Source organism: Radicibacter daui, assembly GCA_030657355.1.
In the GTDB taxonomy this organism is placed as follows: domain Bacteria; phylum Pseudomonadota; class Alphaproteobacteria; order Radicibacterales; family Radicibacteraceae; genus Radicibacter; species Radicibacter daui.
Genome location: CP131056.1, coordinates 886,135 through 908,026, shown reverse-complemented (window position 1 = coordinate 908,026; position 21,892 = coordinate 886,135). Strand labels below are relative to the sequence as shown.

Below are 21,892 nucleotides of genomic sequence, written 5' to 3'. Positions count from 1 at the left end.
AGGCTCGCCCCGCCCCTTCGGCTTTCAGGACACGACCTTGCATCTCCTGTTTTTCAAGGGAAGATACCTGTCATGACCGCCCGCCTGGATCGCCGCCAGACCCTGAACGTGATCGCCGCTGCAGCGCTGTTCACGGCCTACCGTCCGCGCCCCGTGCTGGCTGCGCCGCCGGATCTGCGCATCCCCGATCTTTACGGCGCGCGCATGGCCTTTTCCGATCAGGCAAAGGCGCTGACGGGCAAGGAGATCACCCTTGCCGGTTTCATGGCGCCGCCGCTGAAGCCGGACGTGAAATTCTTTGTGCTGACGCGCATGCCGATGGCGATCTGCCCCTTCTGTGACAGCACTGCCGACTGGCCGCGCGACATCGTGCTGATCAAGACCCGCGACGACATCGACTGGGTCTATTTCAACGTGCCGATCAAGGTGACCGGCGTGCTGGAGCTGGGCACCGAGGTGGATGACGAGACCGGCTTTGTCAGCGAAGTGCGGCTGGTGAAGGCCGAAGCCCGCACCCTCTGAAACTCGCCCGCCCTTCCGCCGACCCGAACCGAGCCAAGAGAACCCGAGCGATGTTCAATCCGCTGCCGCTGGTGCGTGCGCATCTGAAGCAAAGCCCTGTCAGCAGCCTGGCGCTCGCGGCGCTGATCGCCCTTGCCGCCGCACTCGGTGTTGCCGTCTCGGCGCAGGACCGCGCCCTGCGCGCCGGCAGCGCAGCCGCCGCCCGCCCCTTCGACATCGTCGTCGGCGCGCCGGGCAGCGAAACGCAGCTGGTTCTGAGCACCGTCTTTTTGCAGCCGGCTTCACTGGAACTGATGCCGGCCGGCCTCCTCGCAAGACTGGCAACGGACGAGCGGGTTAAATTCGCCGCGCCTATCGGCTTCGGCGACAGCTGGCACGGCCACAGCATCGTCGGCACCAGCGCCGACTTTATTGCGAGCCTCGCCGGCACGCTGCCCGAGGGCCGGATGTTCGGCCATATCGGCGAGGCCGTCGTCGGCGCACGCGTACCGCTGCAGGTGGGCGAGCACTTCCTGCCGACGCACGGCCAGTTCGCTTCCGCCGAGGCTGAGGCCGTAGCTCTCGGCAACGATGATCATGACGGGGACGGCCATGATGCGGACGATCATGACCACGAGCATGAAGACGGCGAGCCTGCGGGCGAGGAACATCATCATCACGCCGAAGTAAACATCGTCGGCCGCCTCGCCCCGACCGGCGGGCCGTGGGATCAGGCCATTCTGGTGCCTATCGAGGCGACATGGTGGGTACACGGGCTTCCCGTCGGCCATCCGCTGGATGCGGCTGCAACCGACATTGACCATCCCGATCCGGACGGCATTCCCGTCGGCCCGCCCTGGGACGAAAAGCTGTTGTCGGGCGTCCCCGCCATTGTGGTGAAGCCCGTTAGCTTCTCCGCTGCCTACGGGCTGCGTGCCGATTATCGCAGCGCCGAGAGCATCGCCGTGTTTCCGGCAGAAGTGCTGGTGCAGCTTTATGGGCTATTGGGCAATGTGCGCGATATTCTCGCCGGGCTCTCGATCATGACGCAGGCGCTTGTCATTGGAGCGGTGCTGGTCGCGGTACTGGCCTTGACGGTGCGGCGGCGGCGGACCTTCGGCGTGCTGCGCGCGATGGGGGCCACCCGGGCCTATATCTTCAGCCTGATCTGGTGCGAGGTAGCGCTGCTGGTGGCTGGCGGCGCGCTGGCGGGCCTCGGCCTCGGGTACGGCGCGGCGGCAGGGCTCTCCCGCCTCGTCTCCGGCAAGACCGACATGGCCATGACAGTCTCACTCGGCCTGCCGGAACTCTCGCTTGCCGGCATCATCATCCTTGTCGGGCTGATCCTGGCAACAGTGCCGGCCTTCCTCATCTATCGCGAGCCGGTGACACGGGCGCTGCGCGACTGACTGGCCTGCGCTAGGCTCTCTCCGGGATTTGGGCGAACGGGAGGGGCAAGGTGCCGGAGGAAGACATCAGGATCGTGACGGCCGATGCCGCAAGCTGGCCGGCGGTGGAAGAGCTGTTTGCCGATACCGGCGATGCCCGGCGCTGCTGGTGCGCCTACTGGTTCCTCAGCCGGAGCGAGTTCAAGCAAGGCTGCGTGACCGGCAGCAACAGGGACCTGCTGGAGCTGCGGCTTAAAAACAATGCGCCGACGGGGATCGTGGCCATCAGGGGCGAGGAGCCGGTGGGCTGGTGCGGCATCGCCCCCCGCCAGGATTATGACCGGCTGCAAAGGCCGACCGTGCTCTCGGCGGTGGATGACACGCCGGTCTGGTCGATCACCTGTTTTGTGGTGCGCAAGGGCCATCGCCGGCAGGGACTGATGGATGTGCTGCTGGCCGGCGCCGTCGATTATGCCCGCCGGATGGGCGCGGAGATGGTGGAAGGCTATCCGCTGGATGCCCAGCGCAAGCTGATGTCCGGCGAGCTTTATGTCGGCACGCCCGGCGCCTTCAAGCGTGCCGGGTTCACGGAAGTCGAGCGGCGCTCCCCCAACCGGCCGATCATGCGGCTGGCACTTTCTTAGATCCTTCCCCGCGCGGCAGCGGGGGGAAGGTGGCCGAAGGCCGGATGGGGGTGTGGGCTTATCCAACAAGCGCCTGCCGCGATAAGCGGCACTGCCCACATCCCCTCCGCCCGCTTTGCGGGCACCTCCCCCACCCAAAAGTGGGGGAGGAAATCAGATCAAAGCGCCTTTTCCAGCTGGGGCACGAGCTCGAAGAGATCACCCACGACGCCGTAATCGGCGACCTGGAAGATCGGCGCTTCCTCGTCCTTGTTGATGGCAACGATGACCTTGCTGTCCTTCATGCCAGCCAGATGCTGGATGGCACCGGAGATACCGACAGCGATGTAGAGATCGGGCGCAACCACCTTGCCGGTCTGGCCGACCTGGTAGTCGTTGGGCACGAAACCGGCATCGACGGCAGCGCGGCTGGCGCCAACGGCAGCACCCAGCTTGTCCGCCACCTTTTCCAGCAGGGCGAAGTTCTCGCCAGAGCCCATGCCACGACCGCCGGAGATGACGATGCGGGCAGCGGTGAGTTCCGGACGGTCGGACTTGGAAAGCTCCTGCCCGACAAAGCTGATCTTGCCGCTGGCAGACGTGGCCGAGACCGCCTCAACCGCAGCCGAACCGGTGGTGGCTGCCGCCTCGAACGCGGTCGGGCGCACCGTCACCACCATGATGGCATCGGTGGACTGTACGGTGGCAAGCGCATTACCGGCATAGATCGGGCGCACGAAGGTATCGGCGCTTTCAACCTTGGTGATGTCGCTCACCTGCTGCACATCGAGCAGGGCGGCCACACGCGGCATCAGGTTCTTGCCGAAGCTGGAAGCCGGGGCCAGCACATGGCTGTAGCCGGAGGCCAGCGAGACGACGAGCGGGGCAATGTTCTCGGCAAGGCCGTGCTCATAGGCGGCGTCATCCGCCACCAGTACCTTGGCCACACCGGCGATCTTCGCCGCAGCGGCGCTGTCCGCACCCTTGCCGGCGACCAGCACATGGATATCGCCGCCGATGGCTGCAGCCGCCGTCACCGTGCTCAGGGTGGAGGGACGCAGCGCGCCTTCGAAGATTTCAGCAACTACGAGAATGGTCATGACTGCTTCTCCGCCCTTCAGATCACGCGCGCTTCGTTCTTGAGCTTGTCGACCAGGGTCGCGATGTCGGGCACCTTGATGCCGCCCTGGCGCTTGGCGGGCTCGGCCACCTTCAGCACCTTGAGGCGGGGCGCGACATCGACGCCGAGATCGGCGGCGGTCAGGGTATCGAGCGGCTTCTTCTTCGCCTTCATGATGTTGGGTAGCGAAGCGTAACGCGGCTCATTAAGGCGAAGATCGGTGGTAACGATGGCTGGCAGGGAAAGCGCCAGTGTCTCGAGGCCGCCATCGACCTCCCGCGTCACCGTGGCCTTGCCGCCTGCAATCTCTACCCTGGAGGCGAAAGTCGCCTGCGGCCAGTCGAGCAGGGCGGCCAGCATCTGGCCGGTCTGGTTGCAGTCATCATCGATGGCCTGCTTGCCGAGCAGCACCAGTTCCGGCGCTTCTTTGGCAACGATGGCCTTCAGCAGCTTGGCAACGGCCAGCGGCTCCACATCGCCCTCGACGGGGATGAGGATGGCGCGGTCGGCGCCCATGGCGAGCGCGGTGCGCAGGGTTTCCTGCGCCTGGGTGGCACCGATGGAGACAGCGATGACTTCGGTGGCGATGCCCTTTTCCTTCAGGCGCACGGCCTCCTCGACGGCGATTTCGTCGAAGGGGTTCATCGACATCTTCACGTTGGCGAGTTCCACACCCGACCCATCGGCCTTGACGCGGATCTTGACGTTATAATCGACCACCCGCTTGACGGGCACCAACACCTTCATGGCGCGCTCCTCGTTACGCTGCGACGTCCCAAATCAGGCCTCCTGCATTAGACCATCCGGCGGCAGGAGGCGACCCCTTTCCGGCCCGGAAGACAGAGGAAGGGCATGTGGGCGCCTTGCCTTGTTTATATGCGGGATGGTAATTTCCGTTTACGTAAACGTCAATCTGGAGTTCAAAACGCTCCAGTACCGGCCACCGGGACCACCTCAAGCGGTGCTGACCTCAGCGGCCGGGTGGCCACTTTGCATAGCGGGCAGCCGGGTGCCTGAAATCGTCCGCCAGCCATTTGACTTCATCCTCAAACCATATGTGCCGTGCCGGGCGCACTCCCGGATCATCATCCAGCGTCGCAACCCGCAGGATGACATGCGGCTGGGCCGGGCGTTCGGCAATCAGCTGCGAGCCGCAGACGGAGCAGAAATGGCGGAACTTGCCCGGCGAGGACTGATAGGCGGTGATCTTGTCTTCCCCGGTCAGCCAGCGGAAATGCTCCCGCATCACACCGGCCGTGGTGGTGTAGGCCGCAGCATGGGCCTTGCGGCAAGTGCGGCAGTGGCAATGGCCGATCGGCATGTCGAGACCGTCGATCTCGTACTGCACTGCTCCACACAGACAGCTGCCGCGAAAGGCCATGACGCTCTCCTTGTCCGCTAACTATCTTACTACTTACACCTTACTTCTCTCTTTACCTGTTTCCATTATTGATCCGTTATTTCTGCCCCAGGCGCCGCCAGCTTCCCCGCCCCTTTCAAGCCAGAGCCGATATGAGCGATTTTGCCCCCGCCTCCCCGCAACCAGTCCCCGAAGCCCCCGTTCTGCTAAGCCGGCTGGGGCCACTCGGCATCATCACGCTCAACCGCCCAAAGGCATTGAACGCCCTCAGCGCCGAAATGATCTGCCTCATCAATCCGGCACTGGATGAATGGGAGGCGGATGACGCCATCCGGGCCATCCTCATCCGCGGCGCCGGGGGCAAGGCCTTCTGTGCCGGCGGAGATGTCCGGGAGGTCTGGGCGGCGGGCCGGGAGCGCAAGGCGGCAAGGGGCGCCGGTACGGCCGAAGGCACAGCCCGGGCAGAAGAAATAAGCACGCTGATCGCGGCCTATTTCCACGCCGAATACAGCCTCAATCACCGCATCGCCACCTTCCCCAAACCCTGGATCGCGCTCATCGACGGCATCACCATGGGAGGCGGGGCCGGACTCTCCATCCACGGCACCCACCGCGTGGCGACAGAAGCCACGCTGTTTGCCATGCCGGAGACCGCCATCGGGATTTTTCCGGATGTCGGTGCAAGCCACTTCCTCTCCCGCCTGCCAAACCATGCCGGGCGCTGGCTGGGGTTGACGGGTGCACGGCTGCAGGCGGGCGACATGCTGGCAAGCGGCCTTGCCACCCACTACGCCCCCCGTGCGCAGCTTGAAGGCCTTGAAGAAGAGCTGGCCCTCACCCTCGCCGGTCGGGCGGCGGCAGGGTTCGCCGGCGCCCATGCGGAAATCGACCGCGTGCTGACGGCCCGCAGCAGGCCGGCCGGTGCCGGGATTCTGGCGCAGCACCTCCCCACCATCGAGCGCTGCTTCGGCGGCAGCACGGTGGAAGAGATTGAGGCGGCGCTGGCGGCCGAGGCCAATGACTGGGCGGCAGAGCAGCTCGCACTTCTGCGCAGCATGAGCCCCACAGGTCTCAAGCTTGCCCTTGCCACCCAGCAGGCGGCGGAAAAGGCCGATCTGGCCGGCGCGCTCGACCAGGAATACCGCACCATGGTCTGGTGCATGGAGGGCGACGAGTTCTATGAAGGCATCCGCGCCGTGCTGATCGACAAGGATCGCATGCCGCGCTGGCAGCCCGCTGAACTGCCGGGTGTGGGTACCGATACCATCGTCGGCGCCCTCGCTCATCCGGCGCCAAACCGGCCCCTGATCTCGCCGGCCGAATGACCGCCGAATGACTGCCCCGCACGTCAGAAGAACAGTCTCTCCCAGGCGACAAAATATCCGTCACAAAACTGTCATCAAAGCTTGCGCAAGGCCGCAACAGCGGCTCTGCTAATCAGGCTTAGAAGATGGCCTTGGGGAGAGGCCTTCGCGGGCTCCAGAGGGGAGCCCGCCCATTCATGAGGGGGACGATCAGGACATGTCGAAGTTTCTTCTGGCGCCGCTGAGCCGCCGCCGTTTTCTGACCACCACCGCCCTTGCCGGTGTGGGTGCAGGGCTCATCATCAGCCCGTTCGGCAACATGGCCTTTGCCGAGGACATGGTGCATCTGCGCCTCATTGAAACCACCGACGTCCACGTCAACATCTTCCCCTACGATTATTATCGCGACCGCGAGGACAATACGGTCGGCCTTGCCCGCACCGCAGCGCTGCTGAACGGCGCGCGTGCCGAGGCCCCGAACTCGCTGCTGCTGGATAATGGTGACTTCCTGCAGGGCAACCCGATGGGCGACTTCATGGCCTATGAGCGCGGGCTGGACGGCACCAACGTCCATCCCGTGATGAAGGCCATGAACCTGCTGGGTTACGACGCCGCCACGCTTGGCAACCACGAATTCAATTACGGCCTCGACTTCCTCAACAAGGCGCTGGCCGGCGCCAACTTCCCCTTCGTGCTGGCCAACCTTGCCAATGGTTCCCTCGCCGGCAGCCCGACGGCGGACAAGACCTTCCTCAAGCCCTACATGATTATCGAGCGCACGCTGAAGGACGGCACCGGGAAGGAGCACAAGGTCAAGATCGGCCTGATCGGCTTCGTACCGCCGCAGATCATGAACTGGGATAACAAGTGGCTGGCCGGCAATGTCATGACGCGTGACATCGTCGAGACCGCGAAGGCCTACGTGCCGCAGATGCGCGAGGCCGGCGCCGAGATCGTGATCGCGCTCTGCCATTCCGGCATCAATGGTGGCCAGCCGACCGAGGGAGCGGAAGACAGCGCGCTCTACCTCGCCACAGTGCCCGGCATCGACGCCATCCTCACCGGCCACCAGCACAAGGTGCTGCCGGGCCCGGATTATGCCGCCGTTGACGGAGTGGATGCCGAGAAGGGCACGCTGCACGGCGTTCCGGCTGTAATGGCCGGCTTCTGGGGCAGCCATCTCGGCATCATCGACCTCATGCTGCAGAAGGATGGGGCCAAGTGGAAGGTGGTGGACCACAAGAGCGAGGCACGCCCGATCTACAAGCGCGACGGCAAGAACATCGTGCCGCTGATCGACCCGCGCATGGATGTGGAAGATGCCGCGCGCGAGGGCCATGAGGGCACGCTCGCCTATGTGCGCCGCCCGGTGGGCGAGACCTCCGCGCCGATCAACAGCTTCTTCTCTCTGGTTTATGACGACCCCTCGGTGCAGATCGTCAGTCAGGCACAGACCTGGTACATCTCCGAGCTCATCAAGGGCACGGCCAATGCCGCCCTGCCGGTGCTTTCCGCCGCCGCCCCGTTCAAGGCCGGCGGCCGTGGCGGCCCGGATTATTATACCGACGTGCCCAAGGGCCCCGTCGCCATCAAGAACGTGGCCGACCTTTACCTCTACCCCAACACCGTGCGCGCGGTGCTGGTGGATGGCGCCACCGTCAAGGAATGGCTGGAGCGCTCGGCCGGCATGTTCAACCAGCTGACGCCGGGCAAGGCGGAGCAGGAACTCGTGAACAACGATTTCCCCTCCTACAATTTCGACGTCATCGACGGCGTGACTTACAAGATCGACCTCAGCCAGCCCAACCGTTACGACAAGGATGGCAAGCTGGCGGCGCCGGATGCCCACCGCATCGTGGACCTTCAGTTCCAGGGCAAGCCGATCGACCCGGCGCAGAAATTCATCGTTGCCACCAACAACTACCGTGCCGGCGGCGGCGGCAATTTCCCCGGCGTGGGCCCGGACAAGATCGTGATCGAGGCACCGGACGCCAACCGCGACGTGCTGATCCGCTACATCCACGACAAGGGCACCATCAACCCGTCCGCCGACAACAACTGGAGCTTCGCTCCGGTGGCCGGCGTGACGAAGGCGCTCTTCGACAGCTCGCCCAATGCACAGGCCTATGCCGCCTCCCTGAAGAACGTCACCTATGTCGGCCCGGGCGAAAACGGCTTTGCGCGTTATGCGCTGACCCTCAGCGCTTAAGAGGCGGCCGAGGACAAGCAGACAAAAAACCTCCCCGCTTCTGGCGGGGAGGTTTTTTGTTATCGGCACCCTTACATGTTCGGGTAATTCGGCCCGCCGCCGCCTTCGGGCACGGTCCAGGTGATGTTCTGCATCGGGTCCTTGATGTCGCAGGTCTTGCAGTGCACGCAGTTCTGCGCGTTGATCTGCAGGCGCTGGCCGCCCCCATCCGCCTCGACGAACTCATAGACACCGGCCGGGCAGTAACGCTGCTCGGGGCCGCCATAGAGGCGCAGGTTGTGGTTGACCGCGATGGCCGGGTCGGCAAGGCGCAGATGGACCGGCTGGTCTTCCTCATGATTGGTGTTGGAGAGGAAGACGGAGGAAAGCCGGTCGAAGGTCAGCTTGCCATCGGGCTTGGGATAGTCGATCGGCATGGCCTTTTCCTTGGCCATCAGCGTCTCGTTATCGCGATGATTCCTGAGGGTCCAGGGCGTGCGGCCCTTGAGCCAGAGCTCGATGCCGCTCATCAGCAGGCCGGGCACGAGGCCCCAGCGGAAAGCCGGGCGGCAGTTGCGCACGGCATTGAGTTCCTTCCACACCCACGACTTGCGGAAAGCCTCCGGATAGGCCGTCAGTTCGTCCGGCACCACGCCATCGTCACCGGCTGCGGCCAGCGCCTCGAAGGCGGCATCGGCGGCCAGCATGCCGGTTTTCATGGCGTTGTGGCTGCCCTTGATCTTGGGCACGTTGACGAAACCCGCCGAGCAGCCGATGAGCGCGCCACCGGGGAAGGTCAGCTTGGGAATGGACTGCAGCCCGCCCTCATTGATGGCGCGGGCGCCATAGGCAAGGCGGCGGGCCCCTTCGAAGAGCGGCGCAATCGACGGATGGGTCTTGAAGCGTTGCATCTCCTCGAACGGGGAGAGATAGGGGTTCTTGTAGTCGAGCCCGACGACATAGCCGATGGCGACCTGGTTATCTTCCAGGTGATAGATGAAGCCGCCGCCATAGGTGCCGAGATCCATCGGCCAGCCGAAGCAATGCATGACCTTGCCGGGCTGATGTTTGGCCGGATCGACCTCCCACAGCTCCTTGATGCCGAGACCGTAGGTCTGCGGCTGGCTTTCTCGGGCGAGTTCGTAGCGGGAGATGATCTGCTTGGCGAGCGAGCCGCGCACGCCTTCGGCAATCAGCGTGTAGCGGGCATGCAGTTCCATGCCCGGCTGGTAGCTGTCCTTGTGGCTGCCATCGCGCGCCACACCCATGTCGCCGGTCGCAACACCACGCACCTTGCCCTTGTCGTCATAGAGCACTTCGGCGGCGGCAAAGCCGGGATAAACCTCAACGCCCAGCGCCTCGGCCTGCTCGGCGAGCCAGCGGCAGAGGTTGCCAAGGCTGATGATGTAGTTGCCGGCATTATGCAAGTAGGAGGGCAGCAGGAAATGCGGCACCTCGACCTTGCCCTTCTGGGTCAGCAGATGAAATTCATCCTGCGTGACGGGCGTGTTCAGCGGCGCGCCGCGTTCCTTCCAGTCAGGGAACAGCTCGTTGATCGCGTCGGGCTGCATAACGGCGCCGGAGAGGATGTGGGCCCCGACCTCGGAGCCCTTTTCCAGCACACAGACGCTGATCTCACGCCCGGCTTCCGCCGCACGCTGCTTGAGGCGAATGGCGGCGCCGAGCCCGGCCGGGCCAGCACCGACGATCACCACGTCGAATTCCATCGACTCGCGTTCCATGGCCCCTCCGGCCTCCCTCGAAATATCAGCTCCAGCCCGGTTTCGGCCTGGTGGCCGCCCGGGACAGCCGGCGCGCTGTGATTGTTCTTACCCTGGCGCCGGCATGGCTCACCCTGGTGGCGGCCCATCGTTCCGCCTTCTTGTGTGACGGATTGGCACGCACCCCGTCAAGCCGGAGAAGAAAGAAATACTTTCATATCTAATCAATAGGCCTGCGAAGCCCGCCAGATCACTGTTGTTCAGTTAGCCTTGCCACCTTCAGTCGGCGTGACCATCGGCGCTCCGGTGGCCCCCATGGCGGTGATGGAGACCATGACCGGCACATCGCCCTCCTTCTCGAAATGAAGGATCACCGGCAGCGTCTCGCCGGGCTTCAGCGCCGCCTTGAGGCCTACCAGCATCAGGTGATAACCGCCGGGCTTGAGCTCGGTCGTGCCCGCCGGGACCGGCAAGCCGCCTTCCACGGGGCGCATGCGCATGATGCCGCCGTCATTGACGTGCTCATGTACCTCACCCATGGCGAAATCATCACCGGTTGCCGACAGCAGAGTGTCGGCAGGGCCGGTATTCACAATCGAGAAATAGACGGCGGACGTACGCCCGGCCCCTGCTGTGGCCCGCGTCCACGGCCCCACGACGGTCAGCGGCCCGGCCACAACGGTGCCGGCCGGCACGGCATCGGCGAAAGCCGGCCGGGTAGCAGGTAGGGCGGCAGACAGCCCGACGGCAAGCGCAGATGCAGCCAGCAGACGGCGGGCAGAGGAAAGGCGGCGGGTCATGGGCGGTTTCCTTGTCTTTTTATCCGGATGACGGCGACTGACCGGTCACCCTATCGGCCGGGGCACAGGGCGCAACCGGACAATCGGTCTCAGGCGGGGAAGACATGCACCACGTCGGGGCAGAGCGAAACGGGGCTGCCGACGGCAAGGCCCGCCGCTTCCAGCTTGTGGCGCGGCATCTCGGCCTCGACGATGGCGCCGCCCTCCGCCGACAGCTCCAGCCGGGCAAGGCCGCCGCGCGCCACGATATGGCGGATGGCAAAACTGGCCGCCGCCTCCGGCACGATACCCGGCAGAACCGCCATCTCGTGCGGGCGCACATAGGCACGCACCGCGCCGGCGGCATGGGTGCTGGCGCGATGCCAGTTGCCGATGCGCAGTTGCCCGCCCTCGACCACGCCATCAAAGCGCACCGCGCTGCCAAGAAACTCGCAGACGAAAGGCGTTGCCGGATGGTCATGCACCTCGATGGGGCTGCCCACCTGCACGATATGGCCGTGATCCATCACCACTACCCGGTCGGCTACTTCCAGCGCCTCTTCCTGGTCATGCGTCACGAAAACGGAGGTGACATGGATTTCGTCATGCAGCTGGCGCAGCCAGCGGCGCAGGTCCTTGCGCACCTGGGCATCGAGCGCGCCGAAGGGCTCATCCAGCAACAATACGCGCGGCTCAATGGCAAGGGCGCGGGCAAGGGCGATGCGCTGGCGCTGGCCGCCGGAAAGCTGGGAGGGGAACCGGTCCGCCAGCCAGTCGAGCTGCACCAGTTCCAGAAGGCGCATCACGCGCTTCCTGATCTCCGCCTCGGCAGGCCGCTCCTTGCGCGGCAGCACCCGCAGGCCAAAAGCGACGTTTTCATAGACACTCATATGGCGGAAGAGCGCGTAATGCTGGAATACGAAGCCCACGCGGCGGTCCCGCACATCAAGGGCGGTCGTGTCCTGCCCGTCAAAATGCACTTCGCCGTCATCGGGAAATTCAAGGCCGGCAATCAGACGCAGCAGCGTGGTCTTACCCGAGCCGGAGGGGCCGAGCAGGGCTGCCAGATCACCATCGGGAATATCGAGGCTCACCCCCTTGAGGGCAGTGAAGTCACCGAAATTCTTGGTGATGTTGCGAACGGAGATGCTCATCCGGAAACTCCCACCGAAGCAGCCTTGCGCGGCGCCTTCACCTCCCGCGCCGCCAGCCTTTCAACGGCGATGCGGGCAATGAGGGTGACAAGCGCAAGCACTGCCAGCGACGAGGCGGCAGCAAAGGCGCCGGCCACGTTCTGGTCGTTGAAAAGAAGCTCGATCTGCAAGGGCAGCGTATTGGTCTGGCCCCGGATATTGCCGGAGACGACCGAGACGGCGCCGAACTCGCCCATGACGCGGGCATTGGTGAGGATGACACCGTAAAGCAGCGCCCATTTGATATTGGGCAGCGTGACCCGCAGGAACATGATGAAGCCGCTGGCGCCGAGCGACAGTGCCGCTTCCTCCTCATCCGCGCCCTGCGCCTGCATCAGCGGGATCAGCGAGCGGGCGACATAGGGGCAGGTCACGAACAGGCTGACGAGAAAGATCGCCGGCACGGTGAACATCACCTGCACGTCCAGGGCGCCTAGCATCGGCCCGAGCAGCCCCTGCGCGCCATAGAGGAAGAGATAGGTAACGCCGGCCACCACCGGCGAGACCGAGAAGGGCAGCTCGATGGCCGTCAGCAGCAGCTTCTTGCCCGGAAAGGCAAAGCGCGTGATGGCCCAGGCGGCCGCAATGCCGAAGAAGAGATTGATCGGCACCACCACCAGCGCCGTCAGCACCGTCAGGTAGATGGCGTGCAGCGTCTCCGCTTCGAGGATGCTGCCGGCATAGTGGGCAAAACCCGCCCGGAACGCTTCGGTGAAGATGACGCCCAGCGGCACCACCAGCAGAAAGAAGGTGCCGGCCAGCGCCAGCAGGATGAGGAAGGCACGCAGCAGCGGCCCTTCCCCCACCCGGCGGCGGTTGGGGCTAACGGGTGCGGCGGGGCTACGGTTGAGGGCGTTGGAGACAGGACCAGCCATGATCGAACCCCTCCGCCCTAGCGCGGCTCGGCATGGCGGGTAGACCATGCCTCGAGCGCATTGACGGCAAGCAACAGCAGGAAAGAGGACGCCAGAATGACGGTGGCGATGGCGGCAGCGCCGCCATAGTCATATTCCTGCAGGCGGATATAGGTGAGGAGCGCGGTGATCTCCGTCTTGTTCGGCAGGTTGCCGGCGATAAAGACAACGGCGCCGAACTCGCCCAGCGAGCGCGCGAAGGCAAGCGCACAACCACTCAGGAAAGCCGGCATCAGCACCGGAAAGATCACCCGGCGGAAGATCTGCCCGTCGCGGGCACCCAGCGTACGGGCCGCCTCCTCCAGCTCCGGCTCCAGATCCTGCAACACCGGCTGCAACGTGCGCACGACAAAGGGGATGGAAGTAAAGGCCATGGCGACGGCAATACCCGCCGGCGCGTAGGCGACCTTGATACCCATCGGCAGCAGCAGGCTGCCATAAAGGCCCTTGCGCACAAAAAGCCCGGTCAGGGCGATGCCGGCAACGGCCGTGGGCAGGGCGAAAGGCAGGTCGATCAGCGCATCGACAAGGCGCTTGCCGGGAAATTCATAACGCACCAGCACCCAGGCCATGAGGAAACCCCACACGCCATTGAAGAGCGTGGCCCAGGCGGCGGAGGAAAGCGTGACCTTGTAGGTCGCGACAGCGCGGGAAGAACTGACGGTCGCCCAGAACTCGGCCGGCGACAGGCTGGCAGTCTTGATCAGCAGCGCCGCAATGGGCAGCAGCACGATAAGGCCGAGATAGAGCAGCGTGACGCCGAGGGAGAGGCCGAAGCCCGGCAAAACCCGTCGCCGCATGGAACCCTCCCTTTTCAAAACAGATGCAAATGGACGCAGCCGGCGGACGGACCAGAGGGCCATCCGCCGGCTGCGTTGCCCCGCAACGGCTTGCGGGACAGGGGTCTTTTAGCGGTTGCCGAACAGCTGGTCGAGCAGCGCGCCCTTGGCGAAATGGTCCTTGGTCGCCTGATCCCAGCCACCGAAGGTGTCTTCAACCGTCACGAGGCGCACGGGCGGGAACTGGTCCTTGTGCTCCTCGACCACAGCGGGGCTGTGCACGCGGTTGTAGAATTTGGCGAGGATTTCCTGCGCCGGGTCGGAATAGAGGAAATTAAGGTACGCCTCGGCTTCCGCACGGCTGCCGCGCTTGTCGACCACACTATCCACCACCGTGACCGGGAACTCGGCCAGCAGGCTGACGGGCGGCACGACAACCTCGAACTTGTCGGCACCATAAAGGTCGCGGGTGGTGTTGACCTCGGCCTCGAAGGTGATCAGCACGTCGCCGATTTCACGCTCGACGAAGGTGGTGGTCGCACCGCGGCCGCCGGTATCGAACACCGGCACATGGTCGAACAGCGCCTTGATGTAATTTTCAACCTTGGTCTCGTCGCCCTTGTACTCTTCCCGTGCCCAGGCGGTGGCGGCGAGATAGGTATAGCGGGCGTTGCCGGAGGTCTTGGGGTTCGGGAAGATCACCTCGACCCCATCCTTCACCAGATCGCCCCAGTTATGGATGCCCTTGGGATTGCCGGCGCGCACCAGGAAGGCGGGCAGCGAATAATAGGGAGAGCTGTTGTTTGGCAGGCGCTGCTGCCAGTTGGCAGGGATGAGGTTGCCGCGATCATGCAGCACCTGAACGTCCGTCACCTGGTTGAAGGTCACCACATCGGCCTGCAGGCCTTCAATGATGGCGTTGGCCTGCTTGGTGGAGCCGGCATGCGACTGGTCGATGGTCAGATCGTGGCCGGTTTTGGCCTTCCAGTCCGCAATGAAAGCAGGGTTGAGCGCGGCATAAAGCTCGCGGGCAATGTCGTAGGAAACGTTCAGAAGCTTGTCGGTTTCCGCATGAGCCGCGGTCACCGGAGCGGCGAGCGACGCGGCAAGAAGAACACCGGCGATAGCCAGCTTGCGCATGATGGACACCCCTTTTTATACACATCCCTGTGCGTTGAGGTTCATTCACCATGACAAAAGAACATCGTCAACATGTTTTATGGCGACGAATTTCACATCAAAAATAACAAATACAAAATGTATTAAAATTCCACCGTGTCGACCACAGGTCGCTTAGGCGGCCTGAACGCTGCGCCGGAGCGCCTGCGGAGGCTGGCCGAAAGCGCGCAGAAAGGCCTTACGCATGCGCTCGCGGTCGGCAAAGCCGGTCTCGCGGGCAATGATCTCGATGGGATGGGCCGTTTGTTCCAGCATCAGCCGCGCCGCCTCTACCCGCAGATGCTCGACTGCCTTGGCTGGAGACTGGCCGGTTTCAGCACGGAAAACCCGGCTGAACTGACGCGGGCTGAGACGTGCGGCCTCTGCCAGCTCTTCCACCGATAATTCCGCCGTCAGGTTCCGGCGCGCATGGTCGAGCGCCATCTGGATACGGTCGGATTTTGGCTCAAGCTCCAGCAGGGTGGAGTGCTGCGACTGGCCACCGGAGCGGCGGTGATACAGCACCAGCTTGCGGGCGACGTCGCGGCTTATCCCGGCGCCCAGATCCTTCTCCACCATGGCAAGGGCAAGGTCGATGCCCGCCGTCATGCCGGCAGAGGTCCAGATCGGGCCATCAGTGATGAAGATGCGGTCCTCCTCCACCGTGATCGCGGGATACCGATCCTTCAGCTCCCGCGCCGTAAGCCAGTGGGTGGTTGCCCGGCGCCCGTCGAGCAGGCCGGCCTGGGCGAGGATGAAGGCACCGGTACAGATGGATGCGATGCGGCGCACGATACCGACCTGCCCCTGCAGATACCCCACCAGCCCCGATGACGCGACCGGCAGGTCGGTGCCGCCGCACAGCAGCAGCGTATCCCAGTGCCCGCCGGCAAAAGGCTCGCTTTCCACCGTAACGCCGAAGGAAGCAGCAACCTGCCCGCCCGCTTCCGACAGGGTGTGCACCTCATAGACCGGGCGCTCCGCCACCAGATTGGCGATCTCGAACACCGTGGCGGCGGCAAGGCCGATGACCTGGAAATCGGGATAAACGACAAAGCCGATCCGCTGCATGGGGTCACCCTCTTTCAAAAACCGTCCTGACAGGCGGCATGTCCTGAAAGATGGCATATACGACATTCAGGACAAGAGGCAATGATCCTAGTCTCTCTTCAGACGGCATCCACCGGCACCCGGCCGGCCCGGAGCCTTGAAGAAGGAACCTTCACCATGACCATCCAGCATCAGGGCACCGCCCTCATCACCGGCGCTTCCAGCGGCATCGGCGCGATCTATGCCGACCGCCTTGCCCGGCGCGGCTACGACCTCATTCTGGTGGCGCGCAACCGGGCCCGGCTGGATACGCTGGCAAAGCGCCTCAGCGATGAAACCGGACGTTCGGTAGAAGTGATCGTCGCGGATCTCGGCAAGGGCGAGGATGTGCGCAGGATCGAGGCGGTCCTGAAGGACGATGCCAGCATCACCACGCTCGTCAACAATGCCGGCATCGGCGGGGTGATGCCGCTCGTCGCGTCTGATGTCGACCAGATGGAAGCGATGATCGACCTCAATGTCACGGCGCTGATGCGCCTGACCTACGCCGCCGTGCCGGGCTTCATTGCCCGGGGCAAGGGCACGATCATCAACATCTCTTCCATCGTCGCTGTCGGCCCCGAGATCCTGAATGGCGTCTATGGCGGCAGCAAAGCCTTCGTGCTCGCCTTCACCCAGTCGCTGCATCACGAACTGGCGGACAAGGGTGTAACCGTGCAGGCGGTGCTGCCGGGCGCCACTTCGACCGAATTCTGGGACATTGCGGGCAACCCGGTCAGCAACCTGCCGGAGGCAATCGTGATGAGCGCCCCCGACATGGTGGATGCCGCACTCGCCGGGCTGGACATGGGCGAACTGGTGACCATCCCCTCCCTGCCCGACGCGGCAGACTGGGGCTCCTACGAAGGCGCCCGGCAGAAGTTGATGCCGAACCTTTCCCTCGCGCGGCCGGCAGGCCGATACGGCCTCAAGGCCATTGCATGAAGCCCGCCTGAGCCAAGGGAGGTGCGCGCCGTCAGGCGGCGCGCACCTCGGCAAGGAAGCGCTCGATATCCTGCCGCATCACACCGGACAGGCGGGTGAGTTCGCCAGCGGCAGAGGTTACAGCGGCACTGGCGGTATCGGCATCACCCGCCGCCGCACTCACCTGCTCCACGGTGACCGACACCTGCTCGGTGCCAGCGGCAGCCTCGCTCACGCTCTGGGCGATCTGGCGGGTGGCAGAATTCTGCTGCTCGACCGCACCCGAGATGCTGGAGGCGATTTCGCTCGCCTGCTGCACGGTGCCGCCGATTTCATCGATAGCCACGATGACCTCGTCGGTCGCCTTCTGCATGGCCATGATATGCGCGCCGATTTCTCCGGTCGCACTGGCCGTCTGGGCAGCGAGGTTCTTGACCTCTCCGGCCACCACAGCAAAGCCTCGTCCGGCCTCGCCGGCCCGCGCCGCCTCGATGGTGGCGTTGAGCGCCAGCAGATTGGTCTGGGCCGCAATGGCATCGATAAGAGTAATGACCTCGCCAATCCGGCTTGCCGCCTCGCCCAGGCCGCGGACCTTCGCCTGCGTGCCGGTGGCTGCGGAAAGGGCGGTGCTGGCGACGCGGGCGCTGTCGCCCACTTGACGGGAAATCTCGCTGATGGAGCTGCTGAGCTCCTCTGTTGCCGCTGCCACCATCTGCACATTGGCGGAAGTCTGTTCGGTCGCGGAGGCTGCGGTCTGCGCCTCGCGGCTCGTCACCTCGGCCACGCTCGCCATGGTGCGGGAGGCTTGGTCGAGCTGGGTGCCGGCGGTTGCCACGCTCGCCAGCAGGCCCGCCATCTCGCCATCGAAAGTGGCGATCATCCGGTCCATATGGCGGGCACGTTCAAGCTGCTGGCGATGTTCTTCAGCCTGCTGCGCTTCCAGCGCGCGCCGCTCGATCATGCCCTTGCGGAAGACATCCACCGCGCGGGCCATGGCGCCGATCTCGTGCGGGTCATCAAGCCCGGGAATGACAAGGCCGGTATCGCCGGCGGCAAGAGTGCTCATGGTCTGGGTAACCGTGCCAAGCCGGCGCGACAGGGCGCGGGCGGCAAGGCTGGCGGAGATGAAGACGACGAGAGCGATAAGACCTGCGGCCAGCGCTTCTACCAGAAAGGCCCGGCGCACCTGTTGCTCGATATCGTCCACATAGGCGCCGGAGCCGACGACCATGCCCCAGGGCTTGAAGGTCCGCACGAAGGAGATTTTGGGCTGGGGCTTGCCGCCGGCAGTCTTGGGCCACTCATAGCGGATGACGCCGCCTTCCGGCGCCGCATTGGCAAGGGAAGCCATCTCGCTGAACAGGGCAAAGCCGGAAGGGTCACGGATGGTGGAAACATCCTGACCATCAAGAGCCGGCTTGATCGGGTGCATCAGCATGCGGGCGTCGCCGGTGATGACGAAGACATATTCGCCATCTTCGCTGCGCAGGGTGCTCAGCACCTTCAGCGCCGCCTGGCGCGCCTCCGCTTCCGGAACCTCGCCCGCCGCCGCACGTGCCTGATAGTCGGCCAGCACGCTCGTTGCCAGCGCCACCGCATTTTCCGTCTGCTGCTGGCGGTCGGCGTAAAGCTGGCGACTCATCGACAGGCCGTTGAGGCCGGCGAGGCAGGCAATGCCGAGCACCGACAGCACCACGATCATGGCGAGGCGCTGGTTGATGGAGGGGCGAGCGAGAAAATCAGGCAGCTTCATCTTGGGGGGAGGACTTCCGCTGGAGCCGTCGGCTGCGCCCTATGCGCAAACCGGCCCCCTGAAGCTACCCGCAGGACGACGCGCACCGATTGAGGCAGGTCAAACCCGGCCCCAAATCTGCTTCGCCGCCATAGAAAAAGCCTGAAACCTGCCCTGCCGCCCCCGCCGGGGCATCAAAGCGCCGTCACCGTCACCAGTTCATCCGGTTTGCCGGCCTTCAGCGGATTGATAAGGGCACGCCCGAAAAGCGGTGATTCGATCTCGAACACATCGCCCGGTTCCGCCGTGATGCCAGCCGTGCAGCTGAGGGCGCTTGCCCCGAAATAATAGATGTGCACGTCGCCCGGCCGGCGGAAGCGCTCATATTTGAAGTGATGCTGCTCCAGATTGGCGATGGAGTGGCACATGTTGGCATCGCCGGAGATCATCTGCCCGCGCCACACTTCCTGCCCGCCGCGCAGGATGCGCGCGGTGCCGGTTACTTCCGGCGGCAGCTCGCCCACCAGCAGCTCCGGCCCGAAGGAGCTGGCGCGCAGCTTGGAATGGGCGAGATAGAGATAATTGCGTCGCTCCATCACATGGTCGGAGCACTCATTGCCGAGGGCATAACCCACCCGCAGCACCTCACCGCCATCGCCGATGATGTAAAGGCCGGTGATCTCCGCCTCCTCCCCGGCATCGCCCGCATAACCGGGCAGCTCCAGCGGAGCGCCGGGTGCAACGATCCAGCTGCCATCGCCCTTCCAGCCCCATTCCGGCTGGGCGCCGATGGCGCCGGCGAGCGGCCGGCCCCCTTCCATGCCGATCTTGAACATCTTCATGCTGTCGGTGAGATCGGCCTCGTCGGCCTGCAACCTGGCATGCATGGCATCGCGCGACTGGGCACTGCCCAGATGGGTAAGCCCCGTCAGCGCCACCACGGTGCGCGCCGGCTCGTGCGGATTATCGAGCGGCGGCAGGATACGATGCTCGGCAAACAGCGCGTCATAATCGACCTCGGCGCCGAGGCCGTGAGCCTCGACGGTTTCAGTCAGGCCGCGACCGGCCCGGTGCGCTTCCAGTGCCAGCGCATGTACGCTTGTCGCCGCCTTGACCTGACGCGGCGCGGACGTACCGGTGATCGCTCCGACACCACGCTGGCCATCACGGCCGACAAACTGGATGAGACGCATCGTTTCCTGCCCTTTTACGGATGCCGGTTTTCCCGGCCTTTCTGAGTGATGGAACGCCCCGGGGCGGCAGCGGGTTCAGCTCCCGCTGCCGCCCGGAAGTGTCGGGTCAAATCCCGTCAGTGATTGTCGAGCGGGATGAATTTGTGCGCGACGTCGCGGTACTTGGTGGCCGGCTTCAGCACCATGCCCTCGTCGAACTGGGCGGTGATGTCGCGCTGAATCTCCTGCCAGGGCGTCTGGCTTTCCGGCACGTAAGGCAAGCCGCCATTGGCCATCTGGTGCTGCACCTCCGCCCGGCGCGCCGCCAGTTCTGCTTCCGGCAGCAGCAGGTTGGCGCTGCGTTTGTTAAGATCGATGCGGATGGTGTCGCCCGTGCGCAGCAGGGCAAGACCGCCGCCCGCCGCCGCTTCCGGCGCGGCGTTGAGGATGGAGGGCGAGCCCGATGTGCCGGACTGGCGCCCGTCGCCGATGCAGGGCAGCTCGTTGATGCCGCGTTTCAGCAGGGCATCGGGTGGCTGCATGTTCACCACCTCCGCCCCGCCCGGATAACCGATGGGGCCGGTACCGCGGATGACGAGGATGCAGTGCTCGTCGATAGCGAGGGCGGGGTCGTTGATGCGGGTGTGATAATCCTCCCGCCCGTCAAACACGATGGCCCGGCCTTCAAAAGCTTCCGGATCGGCCGGATTCGAGAGGTAGCGCTGGCGGAACTCGTCGGAGATCACGCTCGTCTTCATGATAGCGCTGTCAAACAAATTGCCCTTCAGATTGAGGAAGCCGGCATCGGCCACCATCGGCTGATCGAAGGGCCGTACCACCTCCCGGTCGCCGGTAAAGGCACCGGTACAATTCTCGCCCATGCTGCGACCGTTGACGGTGATCGCCTCCGGACGCGGCAGGGCGCCGGCAGCCAGCAATTCCGCCACAACGGCCGGCACGCCGCCGGCGCGGAAAAAATCCTCTCCGAGGAAACGGCCGGCCGGCTGCAGGTCGACCAGCAGCGGGATGTGGTGGCCGATACGCTCCCAATCGTCATTGGTGAGCTCAAGGCCGAGATGCCGGGCGATGGCGTTGAGATGGATCGGCGCATTTGTGGAGCCGCCGATGGCCGAGCAGACGGCAATGGCATTCTCGAACGCCGCGCGGGTCATGATGTCGGAGGGTTTGAGATTCTCCTTCACCATCTCGACGATGCGCAGGCCGGTTTTATAGGCCATCTCGGCACGATCACGATGGACGGCGGGAATGACGGCCGAGCCGGGCAGCATCATGCCCAACGCCTCGGCCAGCGAGTTCATCGTCGTGGCCGTGCCCATGGTATTGCAGAAGCCCGGCGACGGGGCGGCGGAAGCGACCAGGTCGACATATTCGGCCCAGCCGATCTCGCCCTTGGACTGAAGCTTCTTGGCATGCCATTTGATGGTGCCGGAGCCGGTACGCTCGCCCTTGTACCAGCCATTCAGCATGGGCCCGACCGAGAGGGCGATGGCCGGGATATTGACGGTTGCCGCCGCCATGAGCTGGGAGGGGGTGGTCTTGTCGCAGCCGGTCGTCAGCACCACGCCGTCAATGGGGTAGCCGAAGAGGATTTCGACCAGCCCGAGATAAGCAAGGTTGCGGTCCAGCGTCGCCGTCGGGCGCTTGCCGGTTTCCTGGATCGGATGGACGGGAAACTCGAAGGCGATGCCGCCCGCCTCGCGAATGCCCTCGCGGATACGCTCTGCCAGAATGATGTGCTGGCGATTGCAGGGCGAGAGGTCCGAGCCCGACTGGGCAATGCCGATGATCGGCTTGCCGGACTGCAGCTCGTGCCGGCTGATGCCCCAGTTCATGTAGCGCTCGATATAGAGCGCGGTCATGTCCGGATTATCCGGATTGTCGAACCAGAGCTGCGATCTGAGCTTTACCATTTAAACCCACTCCGTT

General features: G+C 64.6%; 19 protein-coding genes. 6 read left to right on the top strand and 13 right to left on the bottom strand.

From position 1 onward, the window contains the following. The first annotated feature begins 72 nt into the window (after nucleotides 1-72). From QTL98_RS04215 to QTL98_RS04205, 3 genes are read left to right on the top strand one after another with little or no spacing between them, the layout of a single operon-like run. A complete protein-coding gene (locus QTL98_RS04215; RefSeq protein WP_445680975.1) occupies nucleotides 73-522 on the top strand; it encodes a hypothetical protein in 450 nt (149 codons plus the stop codon). Between the two features lie 50 nt (nucleotides 523-572). After that, nucleotides 573-1,910: an FtsX-like permease family protein gene (locus QTL98_RS04210; protein WP_445680974.1), complete on the top strand. Its 1,338-nt coding sequence runs from the start codon at nucleotides 573-575 to the stop codon at nucleotides 1,908-1,910. 50 nt (nucleotides 1,911-1,960) lie between these two features. Beyond that, nucleotides 1,961-2,533, top strand: coding sequence for a GNAT family N-acetyltransferase (locus QTL98_RS04205; protein WP_445680973.1), 573 nt, complete (start codon nucleotides 1,961-1,963; stop codon nucleotides 2,531-2,533). 158 nt (nucleotides 2,534-2,691) lie between these two features. Here QTL98_RS04205 and QTL98_RS04200 read toward each other — a convergent pair whose 3' ends face one another. The 3 genes from QTL98_RS04200 to QTL98_RS04190 all read right to left on the bottom strand — a co-directional run bounded on the left by QTL98_RS04200 (nucleotide 2,692) and on the right by QTL98_RS04190 (nucleotide 5,013). Beyond that, nucleotides 2,692-3,612, bottom strand: coding sequence for an electron transfer flavoprotein subunit alpha/FixB family protein (locus tag QTL98_RS04200; RefSeq protein ID WP_445680972.1), 921 nt, complete (start codon nucleotides 3,610-3,612; stop codon nucleotides 2,692-2,694). A 17-nt stretch (nucleotides 3,613-3,629) separates the two neighbouring features. Then, the gene (locus QTL98_RS04195) at nucleotides 3,630-4,379 is read right to left on the bottom strand and encodes an electron transfer flavoprotein subunit beta/FixA family protein (protein ID WP_445680971.1); all 750 of its coding nucleotides are present in this window, start codon (nucleotides 4,377-4,379) and stop codon (nucleotides 3,630-3,632) included. 223 nt (nucleotides 4,380-4,602) lie between these two features. After that, nucleotides 4,603-5,013 (bottom strand): GFA family protein, encoded by a 411-nt coding sequence (locus tag QTL98_RS04190; protein WP_445680970.1) that lies wholly within the window; start codon nucleotides 5,011-5,013, stop codon nucleotides 4,603-4,605. A gap of 131 nt (nucleotides 5,014-5,144) precedes the next feature. On the opposite strand from QTL98_RS04190, the gene QTL98_RS04185 reads away from it, so the two are divergent. Next, nucleotides 5,145-6,317 carry an enoyl-CoA hydratase/isomerase family protein gene (locus QTL98_RS04185; RefSeq protein WP_445680969.1) on the top strand — a complete coding sequence of 391 codons (1,173 nt, stop codon included), beginning with the start codon at nucleotides 5,145-5,147 and terminating at the stop codon, nucleotides 6,315-6,317. Between the two features lie 196 nt (nucleotides 6,318-6,513). Next, nucleotides 6,514-8,505, top strand: coding sequence for a bifunctional 2',3'-cyclic-nucleotide 2'-phosphodiesterase/3'-nucleotidase (locus QTL98_RS04180; protein ID WP_445680968.1), 1,992 nt, complete (start codon nucleotides 6,514-6,516; stop codon nucleotides 8,503-8,505). Between the two features lie 71 nt (nucleotides 8,506-8,576). Here the strand turns inward: QTL98_RS04180 and QTL98_RS04175 are convergent, their stop codons facing one another. The 7 genes from QTL98_RS04175 to QTL98_RS04145 form a co-directional block, all read right to left on the bottom strand. After that, nucleotides 8,577-10,226 carry an electron transfer flavoprotein-ubiquinone oxidoreductase gene (locus QTL98_RS04175; RefSeq protein WP_445680967.1) on the bottom strand — a complete coding sequence of 550 codons (1,650 nt, stop codon included), beginning with the start codon at nucleotides 10,224-10,226 and terminating at the stop codon, nucleotides 8,577-8,579. 239 nt (nucleotides 10,227-10,465) lie between these two features. Continuing rightward, a complete protein-coding gene (locus QTL98_RS04170) occupies nucleotides 10,466-11,005 on the bottom strand; it encodes a copper chaperone PCu(A)C (RefSeq protein ID WP_445680966.1) in 540 nt (179 codons plus the stop codon). Nucleotides 11,006-11,094: 89 nt separating this feature from the next. After that, nucleotides 11,095-12,138: a sulfate/molybdate ABC transporter ATP-binding protein gene (locus tag QTL98_RS04165; RefSeq protein WP_445680965.1), complete on the bottom strand. Its 1,044-nt coding sequence runs from the start codon at nucleotides 12,136-12,138 to the stop codon at nucleotides 11,095-11,097. Next, nucleotides 12,135-13,052 carry a sulfate ABC transporter permease subunit CysW gene (gene cysW / locus QTL98_RS04160; RefSeq protein WP_445680964.1) on the bottom strand — a complete coding sequence of 306 codons (918 nt, stop codon included), beginning with the start codon at nucleotides 13,050-13,052 and terminating at the stop codon, nucleotides 12,135-12,137. Before cysW ends, QTL98_RS04165 begins: the two co-directional genes overlap by 4 nt. 17 nt (nucleotides 13,053-13,069) lie before the next feature. Further along, nucleotides 13,070-13,891, bottom strand: coding sequence for a sulfate ABC transporter permease subunit CysT (cysT, locus tag QTL98_RS04155; protein WP_445680963.1), 822 nt, complete (start codon nucleotides 13,889-13,891; stop codon nucleotides 13,070-13,072). A gap of 108 nt (nucleotides 13,892-13,999) precedes the next feature. Next, complete coding sequence (gene cysP, locus QTL98_RS04150) at nucleotides 14,000-15,010, bottom strand: thiosulfate ABC transporter substrate-binding protein CysP (protein WP_445680962.1); 1,011 nt, start codon at nucleotides 15,008-15,010, stop codon at nucleotides 14,000-14,002. Between the two features lie 153 nt (nucleotides 15,011-15,163). Next, nucleotides 15,164-16,099, bottom strand: a complete 936-nt coding sequence (locus QTL98_RS04145; protein ID WP_445680961.1) for a GlxA family transcriptional regulator — start codon at nucleotides 16,097-16,099, stop codon at nucleotides 15,164-15,166. A gap of 156 nt (nucleotides 16,100-16,255) precedes the next feature. Here QTL98_RS04145 and QTL98_RS04140 point away from each other — a divergent pair, with 156 nt between their 5' ends. Beyond that, complete coding sequence (locus QTL98_RS04140) at nucleotides 16,256-17,062, top strand: SDR family NAD(P)-dependent oxidoreductase (protein WP_445680960.1); 807 nt, start codon at nucleotides 16,256-16,258, stop codon at nucleotides 17,060-17,062. A 31-nt stretch (nucleotides 17,063-17,093) separates the two neighbouring features. Here QTL98_RS04140 and QTL98_RS04135 read toward each other — a convergent pair whose 3' ends face one another. From QTL98_RS04135 to QTL98_RS04125, 3 genes are all read right to left on the bottom strand, one after another. Then, nucleotides 17,094-18,794, bottom strand: a complete 1,701-nt coding sequence (locus QTL98_RS04135; protein ID WP_445680959.1) for a methyl-accepting chemotaxis protein — start codon at nucleotides 18,792-18,794, stop codon at nucleotides 17,094-17,096. 173 nt (nucleotides 18,795-18,967) lie between these two features. Continuing rightward, nucleotides 18,968-19,966, bottom strand: a complete 999-nt coding sequence (araD1, locus tag QTL98_RS04130) for an AraD1 family protein (RefSeq protein WP_445680958.1) — start codon at nucleotides 19,964-19,966, stop codon at nucleotides 18,968-18,970. A 116-nt stretch (nucleotides 19,967-20,082) separates the two neighbouring features. Next, on the bottom strand, nucleotides 20,083-21,876 hold the full coding sequence (locus QTL98_RS04125; RefSeq protein WP_445680957.1) for an IlvD/Edd family dehydratase: 1,794 nt from the start codon (nucleotides 21,874-21,876) through the stop codon (nucleotides 20,083-20,085). Nucleotides 21,877-21,892 lie beyond the last annotated feature (16 nt).

Bases quoted from the DNA above. Each gene is read 5' to 3' on its own strand.
- QTL98_RS04210 (WP_445680974.1), top strand. From the start codon at position 573: ATGTTCAATCCGCTGCCGCTGGTGCGTGCGCATCTGAAGCAAAGCCCT.
- QTL98_RS04215 (WP_445680975.1), top strand. From the start codon at position 73: ATGACCGCCCGCCTGGATCGCCGCCAGACCCTGAACGTGATCGCCGCT.
- QTL98_RS04200 (WP_445680972.1), bottom strand. From the start codon at position 3,612: ATGACCATTCTCGTAGTTGCTGAAATCTTCGAAGGCGCGCTGCGTCCC.
- QTL98_RS04180 (WP_445680968.1), top strand. From the start codon at position 6,514: ATGTCGAAGTTTCTTCTGGCGCCGCTGAGCCGCCGCCGTTTTCTGACC.
- QTL98_RS04185 (WP_445680969.1), top strand. From the start codon at position 5,145: ATGAGCGATTTTGCCCCCGCCTCCCCGCAACCAGTCCCCGAAGCCCCC.
- cysW (WP_445680964.1), bottom strand. From the start codon at position 13,052: ATGGCTGGTCCTGTCTCCAACGCCCTCAACCGTAGCCCCGCCGCACCC.
- cysP (WP_445680962.1), bottom strand. From the start codon at position 15,010: ATGCGCAAGCTGGCTATCGCCGGTGTTCTTCTTGCCGCGTCGCTCGCC.
- QTL98_RS04195 (WP_445680971.1), bottom strand. From the start codon at position 4,379: ATGAAGGTGTTGGTGCCCGTCAAGCGGGTGGTCGATTATAACGTCAAG.
- QTL98_RS04140 (WP_445680960.1), top strand. From the start codon at position 16,256: ATGACCATCCAGCATCAGGGCACCGCCCTCATCACCGGCGCTTCCAGC.
- QTL98_RS04135 (WP_445680959.1), bottom strand. From the start codon at position 18,794: ATGAAGCTGCCTGATTTTCTCGCTCGCCCCTCCATCAACCAGCGCCTC.
- QTL98_RS04165 (WP_445680965.1), bottom strand. From the start codon at position 12,138: ATGAGCATCTCCGTTCGCAACATCACCAAGAATTTCGGTGACTTCACT.
- cysT (WP_445680963.1), bottom strand. From the start codon at position 13,891: ATGCGGCGACGGGTTTTGCCGGGCTTCGGCCTCTCCCTCGGCGTCACG.
- araD1 (WP_445680958.1), bottom strand. From the start codon at position 19,966: ATGCGTCTCATCCAGTTTGTCGGCCGTGATGGCCAGCGTGGTGTCGGA.
- QTL98_RS04190 (WP_445680970.1), bottom strand. From the start codon at position 5,013: ATGGCCTTTCGCGGCAGCTGTCTGTGTGGAGCAGTGCAGTACGAGATC.
- QTL98_RS04170 (WP_445680966.1), bottom strand. From the start codon at position 11,005: ATGACCCGCCGCCTTTCCTCTGCCCGCCGTCTGCTGGCTGCATCTGCG.
- QTL98_RS04175 (WP_445680967.1), bottom strand. From the start codon at position 10,226: ATGGAACGCGAGTCGATGGAATTCGACGTGGTGATCGTCGGTGCTGGC.
- QTL98_RS04125 (WP_445680957.1), bottom strand. From the start codon at position 21,876: ATGGTAAAGCTCAGATCGCAGCTCTGGTTCGACAATCCGGATAATCCG.
- QTL98_RS04145 (WP_445680961.1), bottom strand. From the start codon at position 16,099: ATGCAGCGGATCGGCTTTGTCGTTTATCCCGATTTCCAGGTCATCGGC.